Annotated in this window: 25 protein-coding genes; all 25 read left to right on the plus strand. The window is 49.3% G+C overall.

The features are described from left to right. Window positions 1-289: 289 nt before the first annotated feature. A complete protein-coding gene (gene topA, locus CR205_RS05275) occupies window positions 290-2362 on the plus strand; it encodes a type I DNA topoisomerase (protein ID WP_110517650.1) in 2073 nt (690 codons plus the stop codon). Window positions 2363-2494: 132 nt separating this feature from the next. Next, entirely contained in the window at window positions 2495-3799 is a 1305-nt protein-coding gene (gene trmFO, locus CR205_RS05280) for an FADH(2)-oxidizing methylenetetrahydrofolate--tRNA-(uracil(54)-C(5))-methyltransferase TrmFO (protein ID WP_110517652.1), read from the plus strand. A gap of 109 nt (window positions 3800-3908) precedes the next feature. Beyond that, window positions 3909-4802 carry a tyrosine recombinase XerC gene (xerC, locus tag CR205_RS05285; RefSeq protein ID WP_110517654.1) on the plus strand — a complete coding sequence of 298 codons (894 nt, stop codon included), beginning with the start codon at window positions 3909-3911 and terminating at the stop codon, window positions 4800-4802. 63 nt (window positions 4803-4865) lie between these two features. After that, window positions 4866-5411, plus strand: a complete 546-nt coding sequence (hslV, locus tag CR205_RS05290; protein ID WP_110517656.1) for an ATP-dependent protease subunit HslV — start codon at window positions 4866-4868, stop codon at window positions 5409-5411. Window positions 5412-5440: 29 nt separating this feature from the next. Next, window positions 5441-6838: an ATP-dependent protease ATPase subunit HslU gene (gene hslU, locus CR205_RS05295; protein WP_110517658.1), complete on the plus strand. Its 1398-nt coding sequence runs from the start codon at window positions 5441-5443 to the stop codon at window positions 6836-6838. Window positions 6839-6849: 11 nt separating this feature from the next. After that, a complete protein-coding gene (gene codY / locus CR205_RS05300; RefSeq protein WP_110517660.1) occupies window positions 6850-7626 on the plus strand; it encodes a GTP-sensing pleiotropic transcriptional regulator CodY in 777 nt (258 codons plus the stop codon). Between the two features lie 881 nt (window positions 7627-8507). Continuing rightward, window positions 8508-8909 (plus strand): flagellar basal body rod protein FlgB, encoded by a 402-nt coding sequence (flgB, locus tag CR205_RS05305; RefSeq protein ID WP_110517662.1) that lies wholly within the window; start codon window positions 8508-8510, stop codon window positions 8907-8909. Window positions 8910-8915: 6 nt separating this feature from the next. Next, window positions 8916-9356, plus strand: a complete 441-nt coding sequence (gene flgC, locus CR205_RS05310) for a flagellar basal body rod protein FlgC (RefSeq protein WP_110517664.1) — start codon at window positions 8916-8918, stop codon at window positions 9354-9356. A 15-nt stretch (window positions 9357-9371) separates the two neighbouring features. Then, entirely contained in the window at window positions 9372-9674 is a 303-nt protein-coding gene (gene fliE / locus CR205_RS05315; protein ID WP_110517666.1) for a flagellar hook-basal body complex protein FliE, read from the plus strand. Between the two features lie 217 nt (window positions 9675-9891). Then, window positions 9892-11478, plus strand: a complete 1587-nt coding sequence (gene fliF, locus CR205_RS05320; protein WP_110517668.1) for a flagellar basal-body MS-ring/collar protein FliF — start codon at window positions 9892-9894, stop codon at window positions 11476-11478. Window positions 11479-11500: 22 nt separating this feature from the next. Next, window positions 11501-12499 (plus strand): flagellar motor switch protein FliG, encoded by a 999-nt coding sequence (gene fliG, locus CR205_RS05325; RefSeq protein WP_407923562.1) that lies wholly within the window; start codon window positions 11501-11503, stop codon window positions 12497-12499. Further along, window positions 12492-13283: a flagellar assembly protein FliH gene (fliH, locus tag CR205_RS05330; RefSeq protein ID WP_142669863.1), complete on the plus strand. Its 792-nt coding sequence runs from the start codon at window positions 12492-12494 to the stop codon at window positions 13281-13283. Before fliG ends, fliH begins: the two co-directional genes overlap by 8 nt. Continuing rightward, window positions 13261-14580 (plus strand): FliI/YscN family ATPase, encoded by a 1320-nt coding sequence (locus tag CR205_RS05335; protein ID WP_110517674.1) that lies wholly within the window; start codon window positions 13261-13263, stop codon window positions 14578-14580. The genes fliH and CR205_RS05335 overlap by 23 nt, the downstream gene beginning before the upstream one ends. Then, the gene (fliJ, locus tag CR205_RS05340) at window positions 14577-15014 is read left to right on the plus strand and encodes a flagellar export protein FliJ (protein ID WP_110517676.1); all 438 of its coding nucleotides are present in this window, start codon (window positions 14577-14579) and stop codon (window positions 15012-15014) included. Before CR205_RS05335 ends, fliJ begins: the two co-directional genes overlap by 4 nt. Before the next feature lie 14 nt (window positions 15015-15028). After that, window positions 15029-15592 carry a MotE family protein gene (locus CR205_RS05345; RefSeq protein ID WP_110517678.1) on the plus strand — a complete coding sequence of 188 codons (564 nt, stop codon included), beginning with the start codon at window positions 15029-15031 and terminating at the stop codon, window positions 15590-15592. A 46-nt stretch (window positions 15593-15638) separates the two neighbouring features. Next, on the plus strand, window positions 15639-16898 hold the full coding sequence (locus tag CR205_RS05350) for a flagellar hook-length control protein FliK (protein ID WP_110517680.1): 1260 nt from the start codon (window positions 15639-15641) through the stop codon (window positions 16896-16898). Window positions 16899-16906: 8 nt separating this feature from the next. Beyond that, window positions 16907-17341 carry a flagellar hook assembly protein FlgD gene (flgD, locus tag CR205_RS05355; RefSeq protein ID WP_110517682.1) on the plus strand — a complete coding sequence of 145 codons (435 nt, stop codon included), beginning with the start codon at window positions 16907-16909 and terminating at the stop codon, window positions 17339-17341. A 331-nt stretch (window positions 17342-17672) separates the two neighbouring features. Then, window positions 17673-18506, plus strand: a complete 834-nt coding sequence (flgG, locus tag CR205_RS05360) for a flagellar basal body rod protein FlgG (protein ID WP_110517685.1) — start codon at window positions 17673-17675, stop codon at window positions 18504-18506. 249 nt (window positions 18507-18755) lie between these two features. Further along, window positions 18756-19187 (plus strand): flagellar basal body-associated FliL family protein, encoded by a 432-nt coding sequence (locus tag CR205_RS05365; RefSeq protein ID WP_110517687.1) that lies wholly within the window; start codon window positions 18756-18758, stop codon window positions 19185-19187. A gap of 94 nt (window positions 19188-19281) precedes the next feature. Next, a complete protein-coding gene (fliM, locus tag CR205_RS05370) occupies window positions 19282-20196 on the plus strand; it encodes a flagellar motor switch protein FliM (protein WP_268877411.1) in 915 nt (304 codons plus the stop codon). Continuing rightward, the gene (gene fliN, locus CR205_RS20845) at window positions 20189-20740 is read left to right on the plus strand and encodes a flagellar motor switch protein FliN (RefSeq protein ID WP_407923544.1); all 552 of its coding nucleotides are present in this window, start codon (window positions 20189-20191) and stop codon (window positions 20738-20740) included. The genes fliM and fliN overlap by 8 nt, the downstream gene beginning before the upstream one ends. Window positions 20741-20794: 54 nt before the next feature. Next, the gene (locus CR205_RS05380) at window positions 20795-21139 is read left to right on the plus strand and encodes a response regulator (RefSeq protein WP_110517691.1); all 345 of its coding nucleotides are present in this window, start codon (window positions 20795-20797) and stop codon (window positions 21137-21139) included. A 23-nt stretch (window positions 21140-21162) separates the two neighbouring features. Further along, the gene (locus CR205_RS05385; RefSeq protein ID WP_110517693.1) at window positions 21163-21831 is read left to right on the plus strand and encodes a flagellar biosynthetic protein FliO; all 669 of its coding nucleotides are present in this window, start codon (window positions 21163-21165) and stop codon (window positions 21829-21831) included. After that, window positions 21824-22492, plus strand: coding sequence for a flagellar type III secretion system pore protein FliP (gene fliP, locus CR205_RS05390; RefSeq protein ID WP_110517696.1), 669 nt, complete (start codon window positions 21824-21826; stop codon window positions 22490-22492). The genes CR205_RS05385 and fliP overlap by 8 nt, the downstream gene beginning before the upstream one ends. A gap of 12 nt (window positions 22493-22504) precedes the next feature. Next, on the plus strand, window positions 22505-22774 hold the full coding sequence (gene fliQ, locus CR205_RS05395) for a flagellar biosynthesis protein FliQ (protein ID WP_110517698.1): 270 nt from the start codon (window positions 22505-22507) through the stop codon (window positions 22772-22774). The last annotated feature ends 4 nt before the right edge of the window (window positions 22775-22778 follow it).

Consider the following 22778-nt stretch of genomic DNA (forward strand, 5'->3'; position numbering starts at 1 on the left):
TCGGAAAAGTCTGAAAAAAACCAGTAATAACTTCCTCACAATAGTTGTATATCCGTTTTTTTCCGGTTTCGTGTTTGACAAACCGTAAATAGGTGGTTAATAATAGTGGGGATTTCATTTTATGAAAAGGCTCAGTTAAAGCTCAATGTTGATGATCTCTAATATGCTGCCGGGAACGAGCGCAAAAAAACGCCCGATTTCAAAGGAAGTGAGAAAGCAGAAATCAGCAACCGTCTTTAATGCAGCCTTATAAGCAATGATTTTACCTCTGAAGGGGAGGAACAACAGTATGTCCGATTACTTAGTGATCGTCGAATCCCCGGCTAAAGCAAAAACAATCGGTAAATATCTTGGTAAGCGCTACGCTGTAAAAGCGTCAATGGGGCACGTAATTGATTTGCCCAAGAGTCAGATGGGCGTTGATGTAGAGGAGAATTTTACTCCCAAATACATTACGATCAGAGGAAAAGGGCCGATTCTTAAGGAATTGAAAACAGCTGCGAAAAAAGCAAAAAAGATCTATCTCGCAGCCGACCCGGACCGTGAAGGGGAAGCCATTGCCTGGCACCTCGCCCACAGCCTTAACATTGATGACGGGACAAAATGCCGTGTTGTTTTTAATGAGATTACGAAACAGGCCATAAAAGATTCGTTTAAAACACCGCGAACAATTAATATGAATTTAGTGGATGCCCAGCAGGCAAGAAGAGTTCTGGACAGACTGGTCGGCTACAATATCAGCCCTCTTTTATGGAAGAAAGTGAAAAAGGGACTGAGTGCAGGCCGTGTGCAGTCAGTAGCGGTAAAAATGATTATTGACCGTGAAAAGGAAATTCAGGCTTTTGAACCTGAAGAATACTGGTCCGTTGAAGCGAAACTGAATAAGAGCGGAAAACCGTTTGAAGCGAAGTTTTATGGTACAGACGGGGAAAAGACTGAATTACGCACAAAAGAAGATGTAGACCGTGTACTCGGGAAAATTACCGGGAGTACACTGAATGTTGACAGGGTTACAAAAAAGGAACGAAAAAGAAATCCTGTAGTGCCGTTTACAACATCATCCCTTCAGCAGGAAGCAGCAAGAAAGCTTAACTTCCGCGCGAAGAAAACGATGATGCTTGCACAGCAGCTTTACGAGGGGATCGATGTGGGAAAAGGCGGCACTGATGGGCTGATTACCTACATGAGAACAGATTCCACCAGGATCTCGGAAACGGCCAGAAATGAAACCCGGGATTATATCGAAGCGAATTTCGGAAAAGAGTTTCTAAACGATTCGCGGGTAAAAACGAAACAGAGCACCAACTCCCAGGATGCTCATGAAGCGATACGCCCTACTGCGGTCATGAAGGATCCAAAATCGGTTAAACCATATCTTACAAGGGATCAGTACAGACTGTACAAACTGATCTGGGACCGCCTGGTCGCCAGTCTGATGGCCCCCGCAGTGATGGATACGATGAGTGTGGACCTGACAAACAACGGAGTTCTGTTCAGGGCTACCGGATCCAAGCTTAAATTTCCAGGCTTCATGAAAGTTTATATTGAAGGAACGGATGATGGCAAAAAAGAGGAAGATAAGATGCTTCCTGAGCTTGTGGAAGGCGAACAGATCGATGTGGAATCAATTGAGCCGAATCAGCACTTTACCCAGCCTCCTCCGCGATACACCGAAGCACGGCTTGTGAAAACACTCGAAGAACTTGGCATTGGACGTCCTTCCACGTTTGCACCAACCCTTGATACGATTCAGCGCAGGGGATATGTTGCGCTTGAGGATAAGCGGTTTGTACCGACTGAACTGGGAACGATCGTCCTGGATCTGATCATTGAGTTTTTCCCGGAAATTCTTAATGTGGAGTTTACCGCCCAGATGGAAGCGGATCTTGACTCCATCGAGGACGGTAAAGAAAACTGGGTTCAGATTATCAGCCAGTTTTACGAAGAGTTCGAAAAGCGCCTTAAAACGGCTGAGGAAGAAATGAAGGAAGTAGAAATCCGTGACGAACCTGCCGGTGAAGACTGTGAAAAGTGCGGTCATGAGATGGTTTATAAAATGGGCCGGTACGGTAAATTTATGGCCTGCTCCAACTTCCCTGAATGCCGGAACACAAAAGCGATCGTGAAGGACGTAGGGGTCAAATGCCCAACGTGTAAAGAGGGCAACGTTGTCGAGCGGAAGAGCAAGAAAAAGAGAATCTTCTACGGCTGCGACAGATACCCGGAATGTGAATTTATTTCCTGGGATAAACCGATCGCAAGGACATGTCCGAAATGCTCAAAAATGCTCGTTGAGAAAAAGACGAAAAAAGGCAAGCATGTTCAGTGCTCGGAATGCGATTATAAAGAAGAAGAAAACTGAAGGATCAATGGGGAACTGCTGAAGGAGGATGACTTTCAGCGGTTCTTTTTTTGCAGCAGCGCTGACTAAATGTTGCAATTGCACCGGTGTTGCTGTATATTAGCGAACGTATAGGCAAGAGGAGGGATAAGTATGACACAGCATGTTAATGTGATTGGTGCCGGTCTTGCTGGAAGCGAAGCCGCCTGGCAGTTAGCCAGAAGAGGTGTGCAGGTTCATCTGTACGAAATGCGTCCTGTCAGACAGACACCGGCTCACCATACAGATAAATTTGCAGAACTTGTCTGCAGTAATTCACTTCGTGCGAATGGACTGGCAAATGCAGTCGGTATTCTTAAGGAAGAGATGCGCACCCTTGATTCGGTTATTATCCGGTCGGCAGACGACTGTTCTGTTCCTGCAGGAGGGGCACTTGCGGTGGACCGCCATGAATTTGCCCAGCTAGTGACCGACCGTGTAAAGGGACATGAAAATGTAACGGTGATGACAGAAGAAATGACCCGAATTCCGGATGGGCCTACGATTATTGCAACAGGCCCGCTCACTTCCGAAGCTCTTTCTAATGAACTAAAGGCACTTACAGGTGAGGAGTATCTCTATTTTTATGATGCTGCTGCGCCGATTCTGGAAACGGACTCCATCGATATGGATAAAGTTTATCTCAAATCACGATACGACAAAGGCGAAGCTGCCTACCTGAACTGTCCAATGACAGAAGAGGAGTTTGACCGGTTTTACGAGGCACTGATCAGTGCGGAAACGGTTCCGGTTAAAGATTTTGAAAAGGAAATGTTTTTCGAAGGCTGTATGCCGATTGAAGTGATGGCGCGCCGCGGCAGGAAAACCCTTACTTTCGGACCGATGAAGCCTGTCGGCCTTGAGGATCCGAAAACCGGGAAACGGCCCTATGCCGTCGTCCAGCTGCGCCAGGATAACAGCTCAGGTACGCTCTACAACATTGTCGGCTTTCAGACCCACATGAAATGGGGCCCGCAGAAAGAAGTATTCTCTCTAATTCCGGGACTCGAAAATGCTGAAATTGTCCGTTATGGCGTGATGCACAGAAACACGTTCGTAAACTCGCCAAACCTGCTCCGTAAGACGTATCAGTATAAGGACCGTGATGATTTGTTTTTTGCAGGACAGATGACAGGTGTTGAAGGATACGTGGAAAGTGCTGCGGCGGGTCTTGTGTCCGGAATCAATGCAGCCAGATTGGTATCGGGAGAAGCGCCTGTTGAATTCCCCGATGAAACGATGACCGGAGCCATGGCGAACTACATTACCACCGCCAATCCGGATAATTTCCAGCCGATCAATGCGAATATGGGACTGCTTCCGCCGTTTGAGGAAAGAATCAGGAATAAAAAAGAACGGTATGAAGCCCATGGCCAGCGCGCATTGGGAACAATTCAGAATTTTGTGAAAAAATTGTAAAGTTTATTGAAAGAGCTGCTGAATTGTGATACGATTTAGTAGCTCTTCGTGATCAGAAGTTCCCTTTAGTAACCGGAACTCACAATCGAAAGTAAAGGTGAATCCGTTTATGTCCAGTGACTGGATCGAACATTTTGTCCGTTATCTGCAGATTGAAAGAAACGCTTCAGTGCACACTGTAAATAATTACCGTGCTGATATTCTGGAATTTGACATGTTTCTCAAGCAGCAGCCGAAAGCCGGTTTCGCTGCTGTTTCGTATGCAGATGTGAGAGACTACCTGGCGGTTTTACATAAAAAGGAATACGCAAGAAAAACCGCGGCACGCAAAATTTCTGCCCTCCGTTCGTTTTACCGTTTTCTCGTAAGGGAAGAACGGATAAAAAGCAACCCTTTCGTGCTTGCTTCCACGCCGAAAAGCGGGTCGAGGCTTCCAACTTTTTTTTATGAAGAGGAAATGAAGGCGATCTTTGAGTCAGCCGATGTATCCTCCCCGCTTGGGATGAGAAATCTGGCGATTGCAGAACTTCTTTATGCAACGGGAATTCGAGTAAGCGAGTGCGCAGGAATTGATATGAAAGATCTTGATTTTGATATAGGCATTCTCCTCGTGAGAGGGAAAGGCCGTAAGGAGCGCTATGTACCTGCCGGCGGGTTTGCCCTTGAAGCGATTGATCATTATATTCAAAGCGCCCGTCCTAAACTGCAGGAATCAAAAAAAGAAGAGGAAGCACTTTTCCTCAACTTCAGAGGAAACAGACTTTCGGACCGGAGTATCAGAACCATTCTGAACAAGCTTGTGGAGGACGCCTCTTTGAAATCGCGGATGAGCCCCCACGTGCTCAGACATACATTTGCAACCCATATGCTGAATGCCGGTGCAGATCTGAGGACAGTCCAGGAGCTTCTCGGACACAGCAGTCTCTCTGCAACGCAGATTTATACCCATGTTACGACCGACCGCCTTAAGGATACAATCACCAGGTTTCACCCGAGAGCCTGATTATCTTTTGTGTGAATGTGATTTAACCGGACCGTTTCAGGTAACACGACAGGAGGACTTTGAATGGATCAAATCAGAGGAACAACGATATTTGCTGTACGCCATAACGGGACCGCCGCCATGGCCGGTGACGGGCAGGTGACGTTTGGAAACGCCGTTGTAATGAAACATACCGCGAGGAAGGTCAGAAGGCTCTACAGAGGTAATGTTGTCGCGGGCTTTGCGGGTTCTGTTGCCGACGCTTTTACACTTTATGATAAATTTGAAACAAAGCTTGAGGAGTACAGCGGCAACCTGAAAAGAGCCGCAGTGGAACTTGCTAAGGACTGGCGGAGTGACAGGGTGCTGAGAAAACTTGAAGCGATGCTGATTGTGATGGATAAGACCGACCTTTACCTGATTGCCGGTACCGGGGAAGTAATTGAACCGGACGACGGAATTATTGCAATCGGATCAGGAGGAAGCTATGCACTGGCTGCCGGCCGAGCACTTAAGAAGCACGGTGACTCCCTGTCTGCCAGAGAACTTGCCGTCTCTGCCCTTGAGGTCGCTTCAGACATCTGCGTTTATACGAACAATGAAATTATTGTGGAAGAAATAAAGTCATAAAGTAAAGTTTGGACAGGAGGATGAAAACGATGAGTCAGTCCTTTACGCCCCGGCAGATCGTGGAAAAACTCGATCAGTACATCGTCGGCCAGTCAGGGGCCAAGCGTTCCGTAGCTGTTGCCCTTAGAAACAGATACCGCCGGTCAAAGCTTGATGAAAGCATCCGCGATGAAATTACCCCAAAGAACATCCTGATGATCGGACCGACCGGTGTCGGTAAAACTGAAATTGCAAGACGTCTTGCTAAACTGACCGGGGCTCCATTTGTAAAAGTAGAAGCAACTAAGTTTACCGAAGTCGGTTACGTGGGCCGGGATGTCGAATCGATGGTGCGGGATCTCGTGGAGACGTCCATTCGTATTGAAAAGGACCAGCGCATGAACAGCGTCAAGGAACAGGCATCCCAGAATGCTAACGTCAGACTGGTTGAACTGCTCGTCCCTTCAGCTAAAAAGGATGCGGGTTATAAGAATCCGTTTGAAATGCTGTTTGGAGGGAATCAGGAAAACCAGCAGGAACCGGCCGATCAAAAGGAAGAAGAAGGGATCAAGGACCGCCGAAAGCGGATTGCCCGCCAGCTTGCTATGGGGGAACTTGAAGATCACTATGTTTCGGTGGAAGTAGAAGAGCAGCAGGGTAATTTCATGGATATGTTCCAAGGGTCAGGTATGGAGCAGATGGGCATGAACATGCAGGATATGCTCGGAAACATGATGCCGAAAAAGAAAAAGAAACGCCGGCTTCCTGTGCGCGATGCCAGAAAAGTTCTGACAGATGATGAGGCACAGAAGCTCATTGATATGGATGAAGTGACTCAGCAGGCCGTGGTCCGAGCTGAGCAGAACGGAATGATTTTTATTGATGAAATCGATAAAGTAGCCGGCAAGGGGCAGCAGCAGTCCGCGGATGTTTCCCGTGAAGGAGTACAGCGGGACATTCTGCCTATTGTGGAAGGTTCCACGGTAATGACAAAATATGGTCCGGTAAAAACCGATCACATGCTTTTCGTGGCAGCCGGCGCGTTTCATTTTTCAAAACCGTCTGATCTGATTCCGGAGCTTCAGGGCCGGTTTCCGATCCGGGTTGAGCTATCAAGCTTGACTGTGGACGATTTTGTCCGTATTCTTGTAGAGCCGGACAATGCCCTGATCAAACAGTATCAGGCTCTTCTTGAAACCGAAGGTATACATTTAAAATTTTCTGACGAAACTATTCGTAAGATTGCCGAAATTGCAGCAAAAGTAAACGAAGAAACCGAAAATATCGGAGCGCGCCGTCTTCATACCATTCTCGAAAGACTGCTTGAAGACCTTTCCTTTGAAGCTTCTGATATCAATCTCGAAGAAGTCGTCATTACACCTCAATATGTAGAAGAGAAATTACAAAGTGTCGCGCAAAACCGGGACTTGAGCCAATATATTTTATAGGAGGATCTATTATGGATTTACTTACAAAAACAAGAAAAATTAATGAATTACTGCAGAAAACAGGAGGGCAGGCGGTCAACTTTAAAGACGTCGCTGTCACACTCCGGGATGTAATCGAAGCCAACACATTTATTGTAAGCCGCCGCGGAAAGCTGCTCGGCTATGCAATCAAACAGGAAATTGAAAATGAGCGGATGAAGCAGATGCTGGAAGACCGCCAGTTCCCGGAAGAGTACACAACCGGACTTTTCAAGGTTGAAGAAACCTCTTCCAATCTGGATATCGACAGTGAATTTACTGCTTTTCCAGTCGAGAACCGCGATCTGTTTGAGAACGGTCTGACAACTGTTGTCCCTATTCAGGGCGGCGGTCAGCGCCTGGGCACGCTTATTCTTGCCCGTCTTTCGGACTCGTTTGATGATGATGATCTTCTTCTTGCCGAATACGGTGCTACCGTTGTCGGAATGGAGATCCTCCACGAAAAAACAGAGGAAATTGAACAGGAAGCCCGTTCCAAAGCCGTCGTGCAGATGGCGATCAGTTCTCTTTCCTACAGTGAACTTGAAGCTGTTGAACATATCTTTGAAGAGCTTGAAGGGAATGAAGGACTTCTCGTTGCAAGTAAAATTGCCGACCGTGTCGGTATTACGCGTTCAGTAATTGTAAATGCCCTTCGTAAATTGGAGAGTGCCGGGGTTATTGAATCCCGTTCCCTCGGTATGAAAGGCACATATATTAAAGTTCTAAACGATAAATTTCTTGTTGAGCTGGATAAGATGAAAAACTAAAGTTTCATTTTTCGAAAACGAGGCTGGGACTAAACTCAGCTAAATAGAAGGGCCCTCACCGACGGTGAGGGCCCTTACTTGTATTATGATTTTGTTCGGTTGATTGTTCAAAAATACACTCGCTTGCGGCGGACAAGAGTTCAGCTAGCCTGTGAAGAACTTCTGCTTCTTCCTCATCAAGGTATGCTTCGCAGCTGTCTGCGTCGAAGCACCTCGCAGCATTTTCAAGAAGGAAACGTTCGCAGCTCTTGCTTTTCCCGCAGGCGTCTCGTGATTTTTGAACAATCAACGAATATGTGTACACGAAATAGGATTTGCCTTGATGGCGGTGAACTTGTGAAAGTACACTGCCTGTATGTCTCATCACCCCATTCATTACTTTTCAAAGACTGTTTTGTCCCAGCCTCGTTCGTCGTGTCATTAGGACTCTTAAATGAACTTTGGATCATACGGCGGCAATGAGATTAGACATGCTGACGCAAATGAAATCTATAACTGACTGAAACAACAAAGAAAAAGACTATGCCAAAAGTCCCGTCTTCGTTATCCCGTCAAACTGTCTGAAATCTGCCCTGAATCGAGCATGTATACAATTATTCTCTTTAAAGGCGTGAGTGAAACAGAGAAAACTGCGTAATGTGAGGGGGTGAACGAAGGATTTGTTTACCACTTGTTGGATACAATGTACACCTGAAAAAGTAAATTAGGTCTTTTTCACAGAAATTTCAACACTGTTAGACAATAACAGCGCTGTTCTATAAAATACGATTAGACGGAGGCATCCAAATGTACGAGCACCCAGGTACACTGCGGAAGCCCTACAGCATGAGTCGGAACATTACTATGAATCCGGCAGGATTAAAGAGGAAGTGATACGCAGTATGAACATCCTTAACAATTCAACGAATCAGCTGCTGGAATCAGCACTAAATGCTTCCATGACCCGGCAGAGAACAATCTCCAATAATATTGCCAATGTAGATACACCTGGATTTAAGGCGGAGAAAACACTTTTTAAAGACGAAATGCTGCATGCTTCAGATCGTAAAAAATTCGCAGCGAATCGGACTGATCCGCGCCACCAGGAATTTGGAGGCAGTATAGGAGATTATACGACTGTTATGAAAAGCAGAGGAACTTCGATGAATCAGAGCGGCAATAACGTTGATCTGGATTATGAAATGGCGAAAATGGCTGAAAATCAGCTCTATTTTCAGGCGCTGTCAGACCGGATGAACGGAAGGTTCAACTCGATTCAGATGGTACTCGGAAAAGGGAGGTAGACCACAATGTTTAAGGGGTTCAATATTTCTGCTTCTGCACTTACAGCACAGAGGCTGCGTATGGATGTGACTTCATCCAACATGGCTAATGCAGAAACATCGAGGGGACGGTTGGTAAACGGGGAATGGGAACCGTACCGGCGGAAAATGACAGTAATGGAGCCGCAGAACAGATCTTTTTCGGATTATCTTAACCGGAGCGGCAGCATGTCTGAAGGAAATGGCGTTAAAATCAGCGGGATTGTGGAGGATCAGACACCGTTTAAACAGATTTATAATCCGGAGCATCCCGACGCTGGAGAAGACGGTTTTACAGCAATGCCCAACGTGGACCCCCTTAAGGAAATGGTTGACCTGATGAGTGCAGCGCGATCGTACGAAGCAAATGTAACGGCACTCGATGCACATAAGAACATACTGTTAAAAGCACTGGAAATTGGAAGATAAGAGGGAGGGAACAAAATGGACCCGGTAAGCAAAACAGGTTTATCTTTAATGGCCCCGACAGGAAGCCAGATCAAAACGAATACTGCTGCAGACGATGGTGAGACGTTTGCCAACTGGCTGAACGGTGCAATAGAAGAGGTAAACCAAAAACAAATTGATTCACAGGATATGACTGCGAAGCTTGTCCGCGGAGAAGATGTGGATCTTCACAATGTTATGATCACATCCCAAAAAGCAAGTATTGCCCTTCAGACAACTGTTGAGGTTCGCAACAAAGTGATTGAAGCCTATCAGGAAACGATGAGAATGCAGGTTTAGTCACCTGCTGATGATGCAAGTCTCCTGTTTTCTACTCACATACTTTCGCTTCCCCTTCACACTTTCAGGGGGTGCGCTACATAATTTATCGGCAAAAAGAACGAAATATTAAGCAATTATTAAAGAAATTTCAAATTTATTTCCTGAACACCGAATTAGACCGGCACAAAGCCGGAGGTTTGGCACCGTCAAAAGGAAACAGAGTCTGGGAGGAGCCATGAACGAAACATTATCAGCATGGAAGCGCAAAACGGCCGATGCATGGTCTTCACGAACTAAAAAGGAAAAGGGTATTCTTGCAGGATCTGTACTCATGGCGACGGTGTTTCTGATCGTAATCATAGCTTTTACGATGAGAACGTCCTATGCGCCTCTTTATACGAATCTTACTGTGCAGGAAACAGGAGAAGTTAAAGCGGTTCTCGATGCAAGAGGGGTGGATTCCCGGGTGGACGAATCCGGTTCGGTTATTCAGGTACCGGCGGGTATGGTGGATAATCTGAAGGTGGAACTGGCGGCAGAGGGGCTTCCACGCTCTGGGTCTATCGATTACAGCTCGTTTCAGGAAAACATGGGGTTTGGAACGACGGACAAGGAATTCAGTGTGATTGAACGTGGACTCATCCAGTCGGAGCTTGAAAATCTGATCCGAGGTATGGATGGTATTCAGTCTGCGCAGGTGATGGTCACACTGCCAGAGCCGAGTCATTGGCTGAACGATGAAGATCAGCAGGCTTCTGCCTCTGTCGTCCTTCACCTGGCACCGGGGTCGTCGATTCAGCAGGATCAGGTAAGAGCGCTCTATCACCTGGTTTCCCGAAGTGTACCTGATCTTCCCGAAGAAAATATCGTCATGATGGATCAGATGTCCCGGTACTACGAGTTCCAGAATGAAGGAACCGCAGACAGCACCCTTTCCATTTACGAACAGCACCGGAAAATCCAGCAGGATGTGGAGCGGGATATCCAGCGGCAGCTTCAGCAGATGCTGGGGACGATGATGGGCCCTGACAAAGTGCTCGTGACCGTTTCGACCGATATAGATTTCACTAGAGAGAACAGATACGAGGAACTCGTCACACCGGTCGATGAAGAAAATATGGAAGGCCTGGCGGTAAGTGTGGAGCGGATCACAGAAACATACTCCGGAGAAGAACCGGCAGAAGGCGGCATTGACGGTACCGGTGAAACAGATATACCGGGTTATCCGGGCTTCGCCGCAACCGGTGAGGGGGATTACGAGCGGATCGAGGAACGAATCAACCACGATTTCAACAGAATTACAAGAGAGGTTGAGGAAAGTCCCTATCAGATTATGGATCTCGGCATTCAGGTAATGGTCGAACCGCCTGACCCGGAGGACCCCCTTTCCCTGCCTCAGGGGCGCCTGGATGATATCAGTGAGATTCTCAGCCAGGTGGTACGAACATCCATTTCGAATGATGTGCTGGCCACCTGGGCGGATACTGATATTGATGAAAGAATCTTTGTATCGGCCCAGCAGTTCAGTGGCAGTCCGGAACCGGATCCCGTTCAGGGAGGCCAGTCATGGTGGAACTGGGTTATACCGGCCGTACTGGCAGCCGTCGTGATCCTCCTTGCCGTTCTTCTTCTGCGGAGGAGAAACACAGAAACAGAGGCGGGCGGCAGTTTCGTGATCGATGAACAGGCAGCAGACTCGGCGGACATTGGTGAAAGACAGGATTCCGAAGAGAAGGTCAGACGTAAACAGCTTGAAAAGCTTGCCCGTGAAAAGCCGGAAGAGTTTTCGAAACTGGTACGCACGTGGCTGTCGGAAGAATAGGAGGATGAACGTGAAAGAGGAAATGGATTTATCAGGAAAACAAAAAGCGGCCGTCCTCCTGATTTCCCTCGGACCAGACGTGTCAGCTAATGTATATAAACATCTTACGGAAGAGGAAATTGAAGATTTAACCCTGGAAATTTCCAATGTAAGAAAGGTTGATTCAAAAACAAAGGAATATGTCCTCACGCAGTTTCATCAGCTTGCCAAAGCCCAGGACTACATAACTCAGGGCGGGATCGGCTATGCGAAGGATGTTCTTGAAAAAGCACTCGGTGAAAAAGAAGCCATGTCCATCATTAACCGTCTTACCTCCACACTTCAGGTCAAGCCGTTTGATTTTGCGAGAAAAGCAGATCCGGAGCAGATCCGTAACTTTATTCAGAACGAGCACCCTCAGACAATCGCCCTGATCCTCTCGTATCTTGAAAGTGAACAGGCCGGTCAGGTGCTCTCTTCTCTTCCGCAGCAGGTTCAGGCTGACGTAGCAAGAAGAATTGCGACGATGGAGGGAACGAACCCTGAAATTATCAACGAAGTGGAAGCGATTCTCGAAAAGAAGCTCAGTGCCACTGTCACACAGGACTATACAAAAGCCGGCGGGATTGAAAGCGTAGTGGAGGTGCTGAACAGTGTTGACCGCACCACCGAACGTACGATTCTCGACAGCCTCGAAAACAGAGACCCTGTATTGGCGGAGGAAATCAAGAAGCGTATGTTTGTGTTCGAGGATATCGTGACACTTGATAACCGTTCGATTCAGCGTATTATTCGTGACGTTGAAAATGAAGATCTTCAGCTTTCCCTGAAAGTAGCGTCAGAAGAAGTGAAGGAAACACTCTTTGGCAACATGTCCCAGCGAATGGCTGAAAACTTCAGAGAAGAGATGGAATTTCTGGGGCCGGTCCGGCTTAAGGACGTGGAAGAAGCCCAGACCAGAATTGTGACAGTCATCCGTCATCTGGAGGAAACAGGCGAAATTGTAATCGCCAGAGGCGGGGGAGATGATGTGATTGTCTAGCATCGTAAGAGGTTTTCCAGACGCTATGGATAAGCGTAAAATCTCTCTCAGGCCCGTCATCACACCCGAAAACAGTGAGGAACAGGATCATCGTTCCCTCGGCGGGCGGACGCACATGCTCATTCGAGCGGAGGAAACGGTCGATGCGGCAGAAAGAAAAGCCGCAAGCCTGATCCGGCAAGCGGAAAACCAGCTGTCGGATGCCCTGAAAGAGGCAGAAGCGATCAGAATCGAAGCGGAGAGAAAAGCGGAGGCACTGTTTCAGGACATGAAAAAGCACGGATATCAGGAAGGGTATAAAGCAGGAAAAAAAGAAGCGCACAGCGCCTGCGGCTCCCTGTTTGAAGAAGCCGAAAGAACGGTTCACCTTTCAAAACAGGCTTACAACAGCAAACTCACTTCGTCAGAGCCTGTACTCCTAGAGCTGGCGGCGGCGGTTTCAGCGAATATTATCGGGGAAGCCCTTGAACAGAACGAAAAGTGGGTGTCGTTTGTGAAGACAGCTGTGGAAGAAGTGAAAGAACGAAAAGAAGTCGCCATTTACGTTCATCCGGAAAGATACGAGCAGACCCTTCTCCACAAACATGAATTTGATCAGATTGCGAGCCGCGCGAATGATCTCATGATTTACCCTGATCCTGAACTGGACCGCGACGGCTGTCTGCTTGAAACGGAAAGCGGCAGGGTGGACGCAGGTCTTGACAGTCAGCTTTCGGAGCTTAAAAAACAATTGCATGACCTGCTGGAGAGAGGTGAACGTGATGGACGTCAGCCTGCTCGCTGAACGTGTGCCCCATATGAATGCCTACCGTCACTTCGGGCGGGTCGTCAGAGTCACCGGCCTGATGATCGAGTCAATCGGTCCCCGGGCGGCAATCGGTGAATTGTGTACGATCGAATCCGGACGTGGCGCAAATCCGGTTATGGCCGAAGTAGTCGGATTTAGAGAAGAGCGGGTACTGCTTATGCCCTATGATCCGGTCGACGATCTTTCTCCAGGCAGTCTCGTGTCGAGTACAGGGGCCCCGCTGAAAATCAGTGCCGGCACCGGTCTGATCGGAAAGGTAACAGACGGTCTGGGCAGACCGCTGGAGCCGGGCACAAGCTTTACGGGCCTGCAGCAGGTTCCGGCGGATGCGCCGCCGCCAAGTCCCCTTGACAGGCCGAGAATTACCGAGCCCCTCGGGATCGGAGTGAAGGCAATCGATGCTTTTCTCACCGTCGGCAAAGGACAGAGAATGGGAATTTTCGCAGGAAGCGGCGTCGGAAAAAGCACGATGATGGCGATGATCGCCAGACATTCCGAAACAGATGTGATCGTGATTGGTCTGATCGGTGAACGTGGCAGGGAAGTGAAGGATTTTCTTGAGAGAGACCTCGGAGAAGAAGGGCGAAAGAAGGCCATTATCGTTGCTGCCACTTCTGATCAGCCGGCGCTCACGAGAATCAAAGGTGCGATGACGGCAACTGCATTTGCGGAGTATTTCCGGGATCTTGGAATGAACGTCCTGCTTATGATGGACAGTGTCACCCGCTTCGCCATGGCCCAGCGCGAAATCGGTCTCGCCATCGGAGAACCACCGGCAACGAAAGGCTACACGCCTTCTGTTTTTGCCAGGCTGCCCAGACTTCTTGAAAGAAGCGGAACGAACCCGGACGGGTCGATTACCGCCTTTTATACGGTGCTGGTGGACGGTGATGACCTGAACGACCCGATCGCCGATGCGGTACGCGGTATTCTTGACGGTCATCTGGTGCTTGACCGTAAACTGGCAAACAAAGGGCAGTTCCCAGCGGTGAACGTTCTGAAAAGTGTAAGCCGGGTGATGAATGACATTGCCTCCAGTGAGCACCTGGAAGCTGCTGCTGCTGCCAGAAATCTGACTGCCGTATACGAGGAGTCAGAGGACCTGATCAGTATCGGGGCATACAAAAGAGGATCAAACAAGGAAGTGGATCGTGCCATCGCCATGCAGAAAGAGCTGGTCTCTTTTATCAGGCAGGATAAGGAAGGCGGGAAGCCTTCCGCACAATCAGTCAGACAGCTGATCGAGCTGATGGCGGAAGGAGGAGGAGAATGACATTTTCCTATTCACTTCAGAGTGTCCTGAAAGTAAAGGAGCACGAAAAAGTGGAAGCCCAGCAGCGGTATTCATCTGCAACGGAGGCATTTGAGGAGGCCGCTACCGGTCTCTATGAGCGGCTGAAGCAGAAAGAAGAACTCGAACAGACATACAGCCGTTCCCTGGAAACCGGCACGACGGTATCGGAGCTGAATCACTTGCAGAATCGCATCCGGTTTCTTGAAACCCAGATCAGAGCCAGCCGTGAGACAACCGATCTGGCCAGAGCCCGGATGCGAACTTCAGAAGCGAGGCTCGGAAAGAAGAGTGCGGATGTCCTGAAGTATGACAAAATCCGTGAACGGAAACTGGCTGATTACAACCAGGAACGTAAGCTGCAGGAAATGAAGAATCTTGATGAACTGGCAGTTCAGCAGTTTTTTAGAAAGTGAGCAGGTGACCTTCAGTGGCAAAGGAATATCGAAAAACGAACCGGCTGCAGACGGTGCTTATGCTTGGTGTGATCCCGTTTATGTTCGTGATTCTGATCGGATTCGTTCTGTTCAGCTTTGCGGGGGATGAAGTGAAAGAAGCCGTGTACAGCATCCCTGTCGCCGGGGCTATGATCAAACCGGATAATGAGGTAGCCCGGGAAGAACTGGAAGCCCGGATTAACGAACTGAAAGAAGAGAATGAGAGCTTAAAGAGGGAAACGAATCTGCTGGCTGCTGCAGTAGAAGAAAAAGACAGTCAGATTGAGGAATTGGAAGTACGCAATGGGGAAGATGAAGACACAGGGGCTGAAGAAGAAATCGGCACCGGCGGCGATCTGGAGAACGAACAGCTGAAAGAGGCTGTTCGAACGCTCGAAGGGATGACCGCCTTAAAGGCGGCTTCGATACTGGAAATGCTTGAGCCTGAGCAGGCCGCGGTGTATCTGGGACAGATGAGGGCAAGCGAACGCTCCCAGATTATGGGCCGTATGGAGTCGGAACAGGCAGCCGTTATCATTATTCTACTGGGCGAGTAAAGAGGTATGTTCACTTTAGTGAACGTAACCGGAGGAGGTGTGAAGGTTGAACATTCTTTTAGCTGGCATGGCCCGGGAAACGTCTTTACATCCACTTCAAAAAACACACAGCTGCTCATCTTCAGGGATGTTTCCTGACCTGCTCGTCAGGTTCACAGAGACGAAATGCCCGTCTTCCCTGAAGGAGCCGTCAGCAGACTTAGTAACGGCCGAATGCGCAGATGACCAAAGTCTGGAACGTCTTCTGGATCTGCTCGATCACCTCTGCGGGCCGGTGGATGTCACTGATTTCGAAAATCTCCTGATCACGAATCCGGTCGATCAGGCAGTAAGGAAAGAATGGGAGGGGCTTATCGAGAGTGAGCAGCCCCTGGCAGACCTTAGGAAAGTGGACCTGCCGGCTGAACTGAAGCTGGCTGTCGCCGCCGCTGCTCTCGAAGAGCTTGTTGAAGACTTACTCCATGGGCACTCGATTCAGGATGAGGTTACTGAAGCGGTCACGCTCACCGCGATGCTCGTTTCTTTACAGCACACTGATCAAAGCCATGCGGTTAAGGGCACGCTGGACAGACTGAACGGTTTCCTGCAGCAGATGCACAGGGAGCTGCCGGAGAGGGATCAGCCAACGAGCACGCTTTCTGAACAGCATACCCGGTCAAAACCAGTGGTGGACGATGAACGACAGGCGGTGCCGAACAGTAGAAACAGTCATTCCGGTTATGCTCCAATTCTCCGTTCCCTTCTGGGGGGCGGAACCGGGGATCAGAAGGACGAGCCTGTGAGACTTCAGCCCTTGGACGGGGCAAGACCTCTCGCTCCGCTAATGCCCCAGGTTCAGCAGCATGCGGTCCTGGCCGGTGAGGCTCAGCAGCAGGAGGACAGAATCCGCCGGCTGATCCGTCAGTTTGAGTCGGCCCTTTCTCAACGGGCTTTCAGTCCCGAAGGCGTGCAGAGGCTGGCGATCAGACTTCATCCTGAGCATCTCGGGCGTATGGATGTTGTCATCATCCGGCAGGGCGGATCAATCACAGCTAAGATTGCGGTTTCCGCGCCTCTGACAAAAGATGCAGCAGAGCAGAATCTCCATCAGCTTCGGCAGGCGTTTCTGAATCAGAACCTTAACGTGGAACGTATTGAAATCAGTCAGATGCCCGGAGTAAGAGAAGATGGGGGGAAAGAAAGAGAACAGTCCCAGTCACGGAAAGAGAACCGCAGCGATCACATAGAGGATGACGAACGCGATTCGGGAGACGAGGAAGACCGCTTCAGAACGATACTTGAGAACACACTTGATACGAAAGCGTAGGTGTCCAGATGGTTACATCAGTAACGGAAAGTCTTTATCTAAAGGATTATCAGAAAAATAAAAACGTCCCGCCTGCGGGCGATCTGGATAAAGATGCTTTTCTTAAGATCCTGATCACCCAGCTTCAGAATCAGGATCCCCTCAATCCGATGGAGGACAAGGAATTTATCGCCCAGATGGCCCAATTTACATCTCTTGAACAGCTCACAAACATCAATCGCGCTGTAGAAGAACTCGGTGCCGGCAAATCACAGACCCTGTCTGACTACAGTCATATGATCGGCAGACAGGTTCAGTACGATGACGAGCACTCTCCAGGTTCGGGCATCGTCACCGCCGTGAGTCTGAAAGATGGCCGGAGCACTCTGATTGTCGACGGTGTACAACGAATCTCACCCGACCAGGTGACGCGTATCTCCCTGCCTGACCATGAAGATCAGTGACAGGGTTTCGCCTGATATAAAAGTATCGATGCATCAGACTGCTGCTGCCCCACTTTTGCAGGACTTAATACCGTAAGCGCAGTATCGGAACGTGAGGAAGCAGCAGAAAGAAATGTATTTTAAAAGCTCTTTTCGTAAAGGTTGTTGCTATTGACTAATATTAATTTCGGAGCAAAAGGCCGCGACTCCAGCGTTAAAAGCAACAGTCGAAGACCCCGCAGGGTGATTTTCCCGAGGAGGCTGAGGCGTTGCCCGCGGAAAGCGTCGGCCTGCAGCGCAGAAAACAACAATCTATCCGAAAACAGCCATTTTAAAACAGGGAGTGTTCACAATGATCAGATCAATGTACGCAGGGATCGGCGGAATGAGGAACTTTCAGACAAAGCTTGATGTTATCGGCAACAACATTGCAAACGTCAATACCCACGGTTTCAAGAAAGGAAGAACCACTTTTCAGGACCTTGTCAGCCAGCAGGTCGGCATGGCCAGCGGCTCAGAAGGAAACCGGGGCGGAACCAATCCTCTCCAGGTGGGGCTGGGCTCCACCATGGGAAGTATCGACACAGTGAAAACACAGGGCTCGCTTCAGTCAACCGGCCGGATGCTCGATATGGCCATTTCAGGGGACGGCTATTTTATTGCCACGATAGGAGAGGGAGCTGACGCGCAGGACTTCTACACCCGTGCCGGCAACTTTTATCTGGATGAAGCCGGAACCCTCGTCAACGGAGCCGGGATGCGGATTCAGGGCTTTCCTGGAGAGCAGCCGGATCCAGATGGAGCTCTTGGTAACATTCAGATTGACGGGAATGAGTTTGAAGGATTTGAAATCTCTGCAGATGGTCTCATATCCGGCATTTCGGCTGACGGGGAAACGACCACCATCGGTCAGCTGGCGGTAGCGTCATTTACTAATCCTGAAGGGCTGAATAAAGCGGGGGAAAATCTTTACCAGCAAAGCGCCAATTCAGGGGAAGCGTCACCTGGCATCCCGGGGGATGAGGGAAGGGGCGACCTTGTAGTGGGTGCTCTTGAAATGTCCAACGTTGATCTTGCAGAGGAATTCGCCGAGATGATTGTCGGCCAGCGGGGGTTTCAGGCCAATACCCGGATGATTACCACCTCCGACGAAATTCTGCAGGAGCTTGTGAACCTGAAACGATAAAGGAGCAGGGGACGGGTTTTTCCTTAATGTAAAGGCTCTGTTAAAATCTGTTGTTGATTTCCGCTCACGACGCTCTCTTTCCGCGAGTACCACTGCAACCTCCTCGGGAAGAGCGACCTGCAGGGTCTTCCGTCGGTTCTTTTCCCACAGGAGTGTCGCGCATTCGCTGCAATCAACCTGAAAAATATCAACATCACGCTTTAACAAAGCCAATGTAAAAATAAGATAATTACGACTGGAGGGCGTCACGTGTCTAAAAAACGCCTTATGACCATGATGATCGTTATGCTTCTGCTGCTTACGGCAGGAGGAGGGGCGGTTTTTATCATTATTACGGATCAGCAGGATAGCGCCGCTGCAGAGGAAGAAGCCGGTGTTGAAGAGGAATTGGAACTGCAGGTCAGATCAGAAGAAATTACTACGAACCTCAAATCCGGAAATATCATTAGAACCCGGTTTGTGATTCAGCTCAACTCAGCTGATGCGGTGGATGAATTCGAACAGCGTGACTATCAGACCGGAAACACGATCCTTCAGGTGCTGGCCGATCTTGACGCCCGGGACCTTGACGGCTCGGACACGATTCGAAGTCTGGAAGAAAAACTGAAAGACGAGTTTAACAGTTTTATTGCCTCCGGGGAAGTGACCCGTGTATATACGCAGGAATGGATCATTCAGTGATGCACCCCCTGGAGAAGGGAAAGACAGGTGAGTTCAGATCGAAAATGAAAAAAAGCCAGCCTTAAATCACCCGCTGTACCAGATCCAGCAGAATCTGGACGGGCAGAAACGAAAAAAATCCGTGCGGAAGTACGATTTCAAAAGGGCCCTCCGTTTTTCAAAAGACCAGGTCAGAGGTCTGACCCGTGTACACGAAAACTTTGCCCGCCTGTTAACCACCCAGCTGTCTGCCCAGCTCAGAACATTTGTGCAGATTCACGTGAGTTCGGTAGATCAGGTGCCTTACGAGGACTTTATCCACTCTCTTCCGGATAAAACGCTTCTGACAGTATTTGAGCCGGTTCCTCTGGAAGGCAGGATGCTGATGGAAGTGAATCTGCCGGTCGCTTATTCCATGCTCGACCGGCTGCTTGGAGGAAGCGGCGAGGCGGCAGACAAGGGTGACGGCCTGACGGAAATTGAAACGAAAATCATGACAAAACTGATCAGGCGTTCTCTTGAAGCTTTCAGGGACGCGTGGCATTCGGTTGAACCTTTTCATCCGGAGATGGGGGATCTTGAAGAAAACCCTCAGTTTATTCAGCTCGTTTCCCCTAATGAAACCGTCATTGTCATCTCTCTTGAAACAACGATCGGCGAAGTGAGCGGCAGAATTAACCTCTGTCTGCCCTACGTAGTAATAGAGGAACTGCTTCCGAAGCTTTCCGTACATATGTGGATGCAGACAAAACAAAAAGAGCGCATGCCCCACGAAAAAGAGGAGCTGCAGAAGTCGGTGCGGCGAGCCAATCTGGACCTGACTGTGGAACTGGGGACAACAACAGTCACCGTAGAAGAACTCCTTGATCTCAGGGAGGGGGATGTGATTAGACTGGGCACCGGCATCGATGCCCCTCTCCGTGTGAATGTGGAAAATGAACTCAGATATTTTGCGCAGCCGGGAAAAAGGAAGCAGAAAATTGCTGTACAGATTACAGCTGAAGCAGAGGAGGCAGAGACACATGACTGATGACAGGCTTTCTCAGGAGGAAATAGACGCCCTCCTGAACGGGATCGACGAGGCAGAAAAGACCGGCGAAGACCGAGATACCGGGGAACCCGTGGATACAGTAGACCAGGAAATTCCGGCAGATTCCGAGGCCCGTGGAGATAAATCGGAGCCCGAGACGGCTGATGCCCTGGAGAATGACGGCAGTGAGCATAGCATAAAAGTAGAGCAGTCCAGAGAAGAAGGTGCGGTTTCATCAGCAGCTTTTTCCGAATTTAATCAGTCCAGTGAACCGGCCCGTGAGGGGGAGAACCTCGGGATGCTTCTCGATATTCCCCTCGAGGTCACAGTGGAACTGGGCAGGACGAGACGGTCGATCAGGGAAATCCTTGAACTCACCAAGGGATCGGTTCTGGAACTCGACAAGCTTGCCGGGGAACCTGTGGATGTCATGATTAACAAAAAGTTAGTCGCCAGAGGCGAAGTGGTCGTCATCGATGAAAACTTCGGTGTCCGCGTGACCGACATCGTCAGTCAGCGTGACCGGATAAACAAGCTGAAATAACACGGCTGTGCCGGCTGATTCAGCAGGGCAGGCCGGGCAGGAGTGGAAATACTGATGAATAAAATTCTCATTGCGGACCGTTCCCCCTTTGCCGGAACACTGCTCAGAGATCTGTTTTTACAGAACGGTTATTCTGACGTTAGCGTGACCGATTCGGGACATGAGGCAGTCAGACTTTTCAGGGAGCTTTGTCCGGACCTGACTGTCATCGACCTCGTGTTCGAGGATCTGGATGGATTTACTGTACTGGCAAAAATGCGGCAGGCAGATCCGGAACGAAAGATCATTGTGTGCTCATCCTTGGCCCAGAAGGCCGTTCAGGTCGATGCTTTGCAATCAGGGGCCTCTGCCTTTCTGGCAAAACCGGTAAAGGAAAACGAGCTGAAATCTTTAATTTGAAACGAGACAGGGTTGTGAATGCGATGCAGTTCATCACGAAAACAGACAAACGCATAATGATTGTACCCATTGTTCTGTTCCTTCTGTTCACCTGGGCATCCCCGGCTTCATCAGATACCGGCTTCGGAGAAGGGGACGGGTCAGTGGGGGATCTCCTGAATGGGAATAACCCCGCTGAGGAGATAAACGAGCCTGCGGGAGCGGAGGAACGGAACGAGCTCCCGGCTCACGACGAGCAGAATTTTTTCTGGCTTCTGTTTCAGATGTTTCTTGCACTCGGTTTTGTTCTTTTACTGATCTACGGTATGCTCCGGCTTATTAACCGCCGAACCCGGACGCTGAAAGGGAGCAGGACGATTCAGACGATTGGAGGCGTGAATGTAGGTGCCAACCGTTCGGTCCAGATCGTCCGTGCGGGGGACAAGCTCCTGATCGTCGGTGTTGGTGACGACGTAAGGCTGCTCAGGGAAATAGACGATCCTGATGAAGTGGCACAGATGCTCAAGGATCATGAAACGCATGATGCTTTCGAAGTGCCGGCAGTAAAAGCGGGGACGTGGCTCAGGAAAACGATTGCCAGGAAAAGCAGGCGCGCACCGTCATTTTCAGCACTGCTGGAACAGCGGATGGCCGGAGTGAAAGAAGCCCAGAAAAACGCGCACAAAAAGATGACGGAGAAGCACCATGATTGAAATCCCAGCCCTTGATATTTTCAGTGACGACCCGGCGAACCTCACCTCCACTGTCCAGCTGCTTCTGCTCCTCACTGTACTCGCGCTCGCGCCAAGCATTCTGATTCTGATGACGTGCTTTACGAGAGTGATCATCGTTCTTTCATTTGTAAGGTCAGGTCTTGCCACACAGCAGATGCCGCCGAATCAGGTGCTCATCGGTCTTGCCCTGTTCATTACGTTTTTCATTATGGCGCCGGTGCTTTCGGAAATTAATGAAGAAGCTCTTCAGCCTATGTTTGACGGTGAGATCACTCAGGAGGAGGCATTTGAGGCGGCGGCCCATCCGATCAAGTCGTTCATGGCACAGCATACGAGAGAAAAGGACCTGGCGTTATTTATGGGGTACCAGGGTCTGGACCGTCCGGAAACGATAGAGGATATTCCCCTGACCGCGCTCGTTCCCGCTTTTGCCATCAGTGAACTGAAGACAGCGTTTCAGATTGGTTTTATGATTTTTGTGCCGTTTCTTATTATCGATATGGTGGTGGCGAGTGTCCTGATGTCCATGGGTATGATGATGCTTCCGCCGGTTATGATTGCCCTTCCGTTTAAGATTCTTTTATTCGTTATGGTGGACGGCTGGCATCTTGTGATCCGGTCGCTCTTATTAAGTTTTTAGAGGTGGTAGGCTATGAGTTCGGAAATGGTAATTAGTCTGGCGGAGCGGGGGGTCTACACAACGCTTATGATTGCGGGGCCTCTTTTGATTCTGGCTCTTGGAATTGGTCTGCTCGTCAGTGTCTTTCAGGCAACGACCCAGATCCAGGAGCAGACACTGGCGTTCATTCCCAAAATTGTCGCGGTGCTTGTAGGCCTTGTAGTGTTTGGGCCGTGGATGCTTCAGATTCTTCTGTCGTTTGCTCATGATATCTTCAGCAACCTGCACCAGTTTACAGGGTAATCCG

The organism is Alteribacter lacisalsi, assembly GCF_003226345.1.
GTDB classification, from domain to species: domain Bacteria; phylum Bacillota; class Bacilli; order Bacillales; family Salisediminibacteriaceae; genus Alteribacter; species Alteribacter lacisalsi.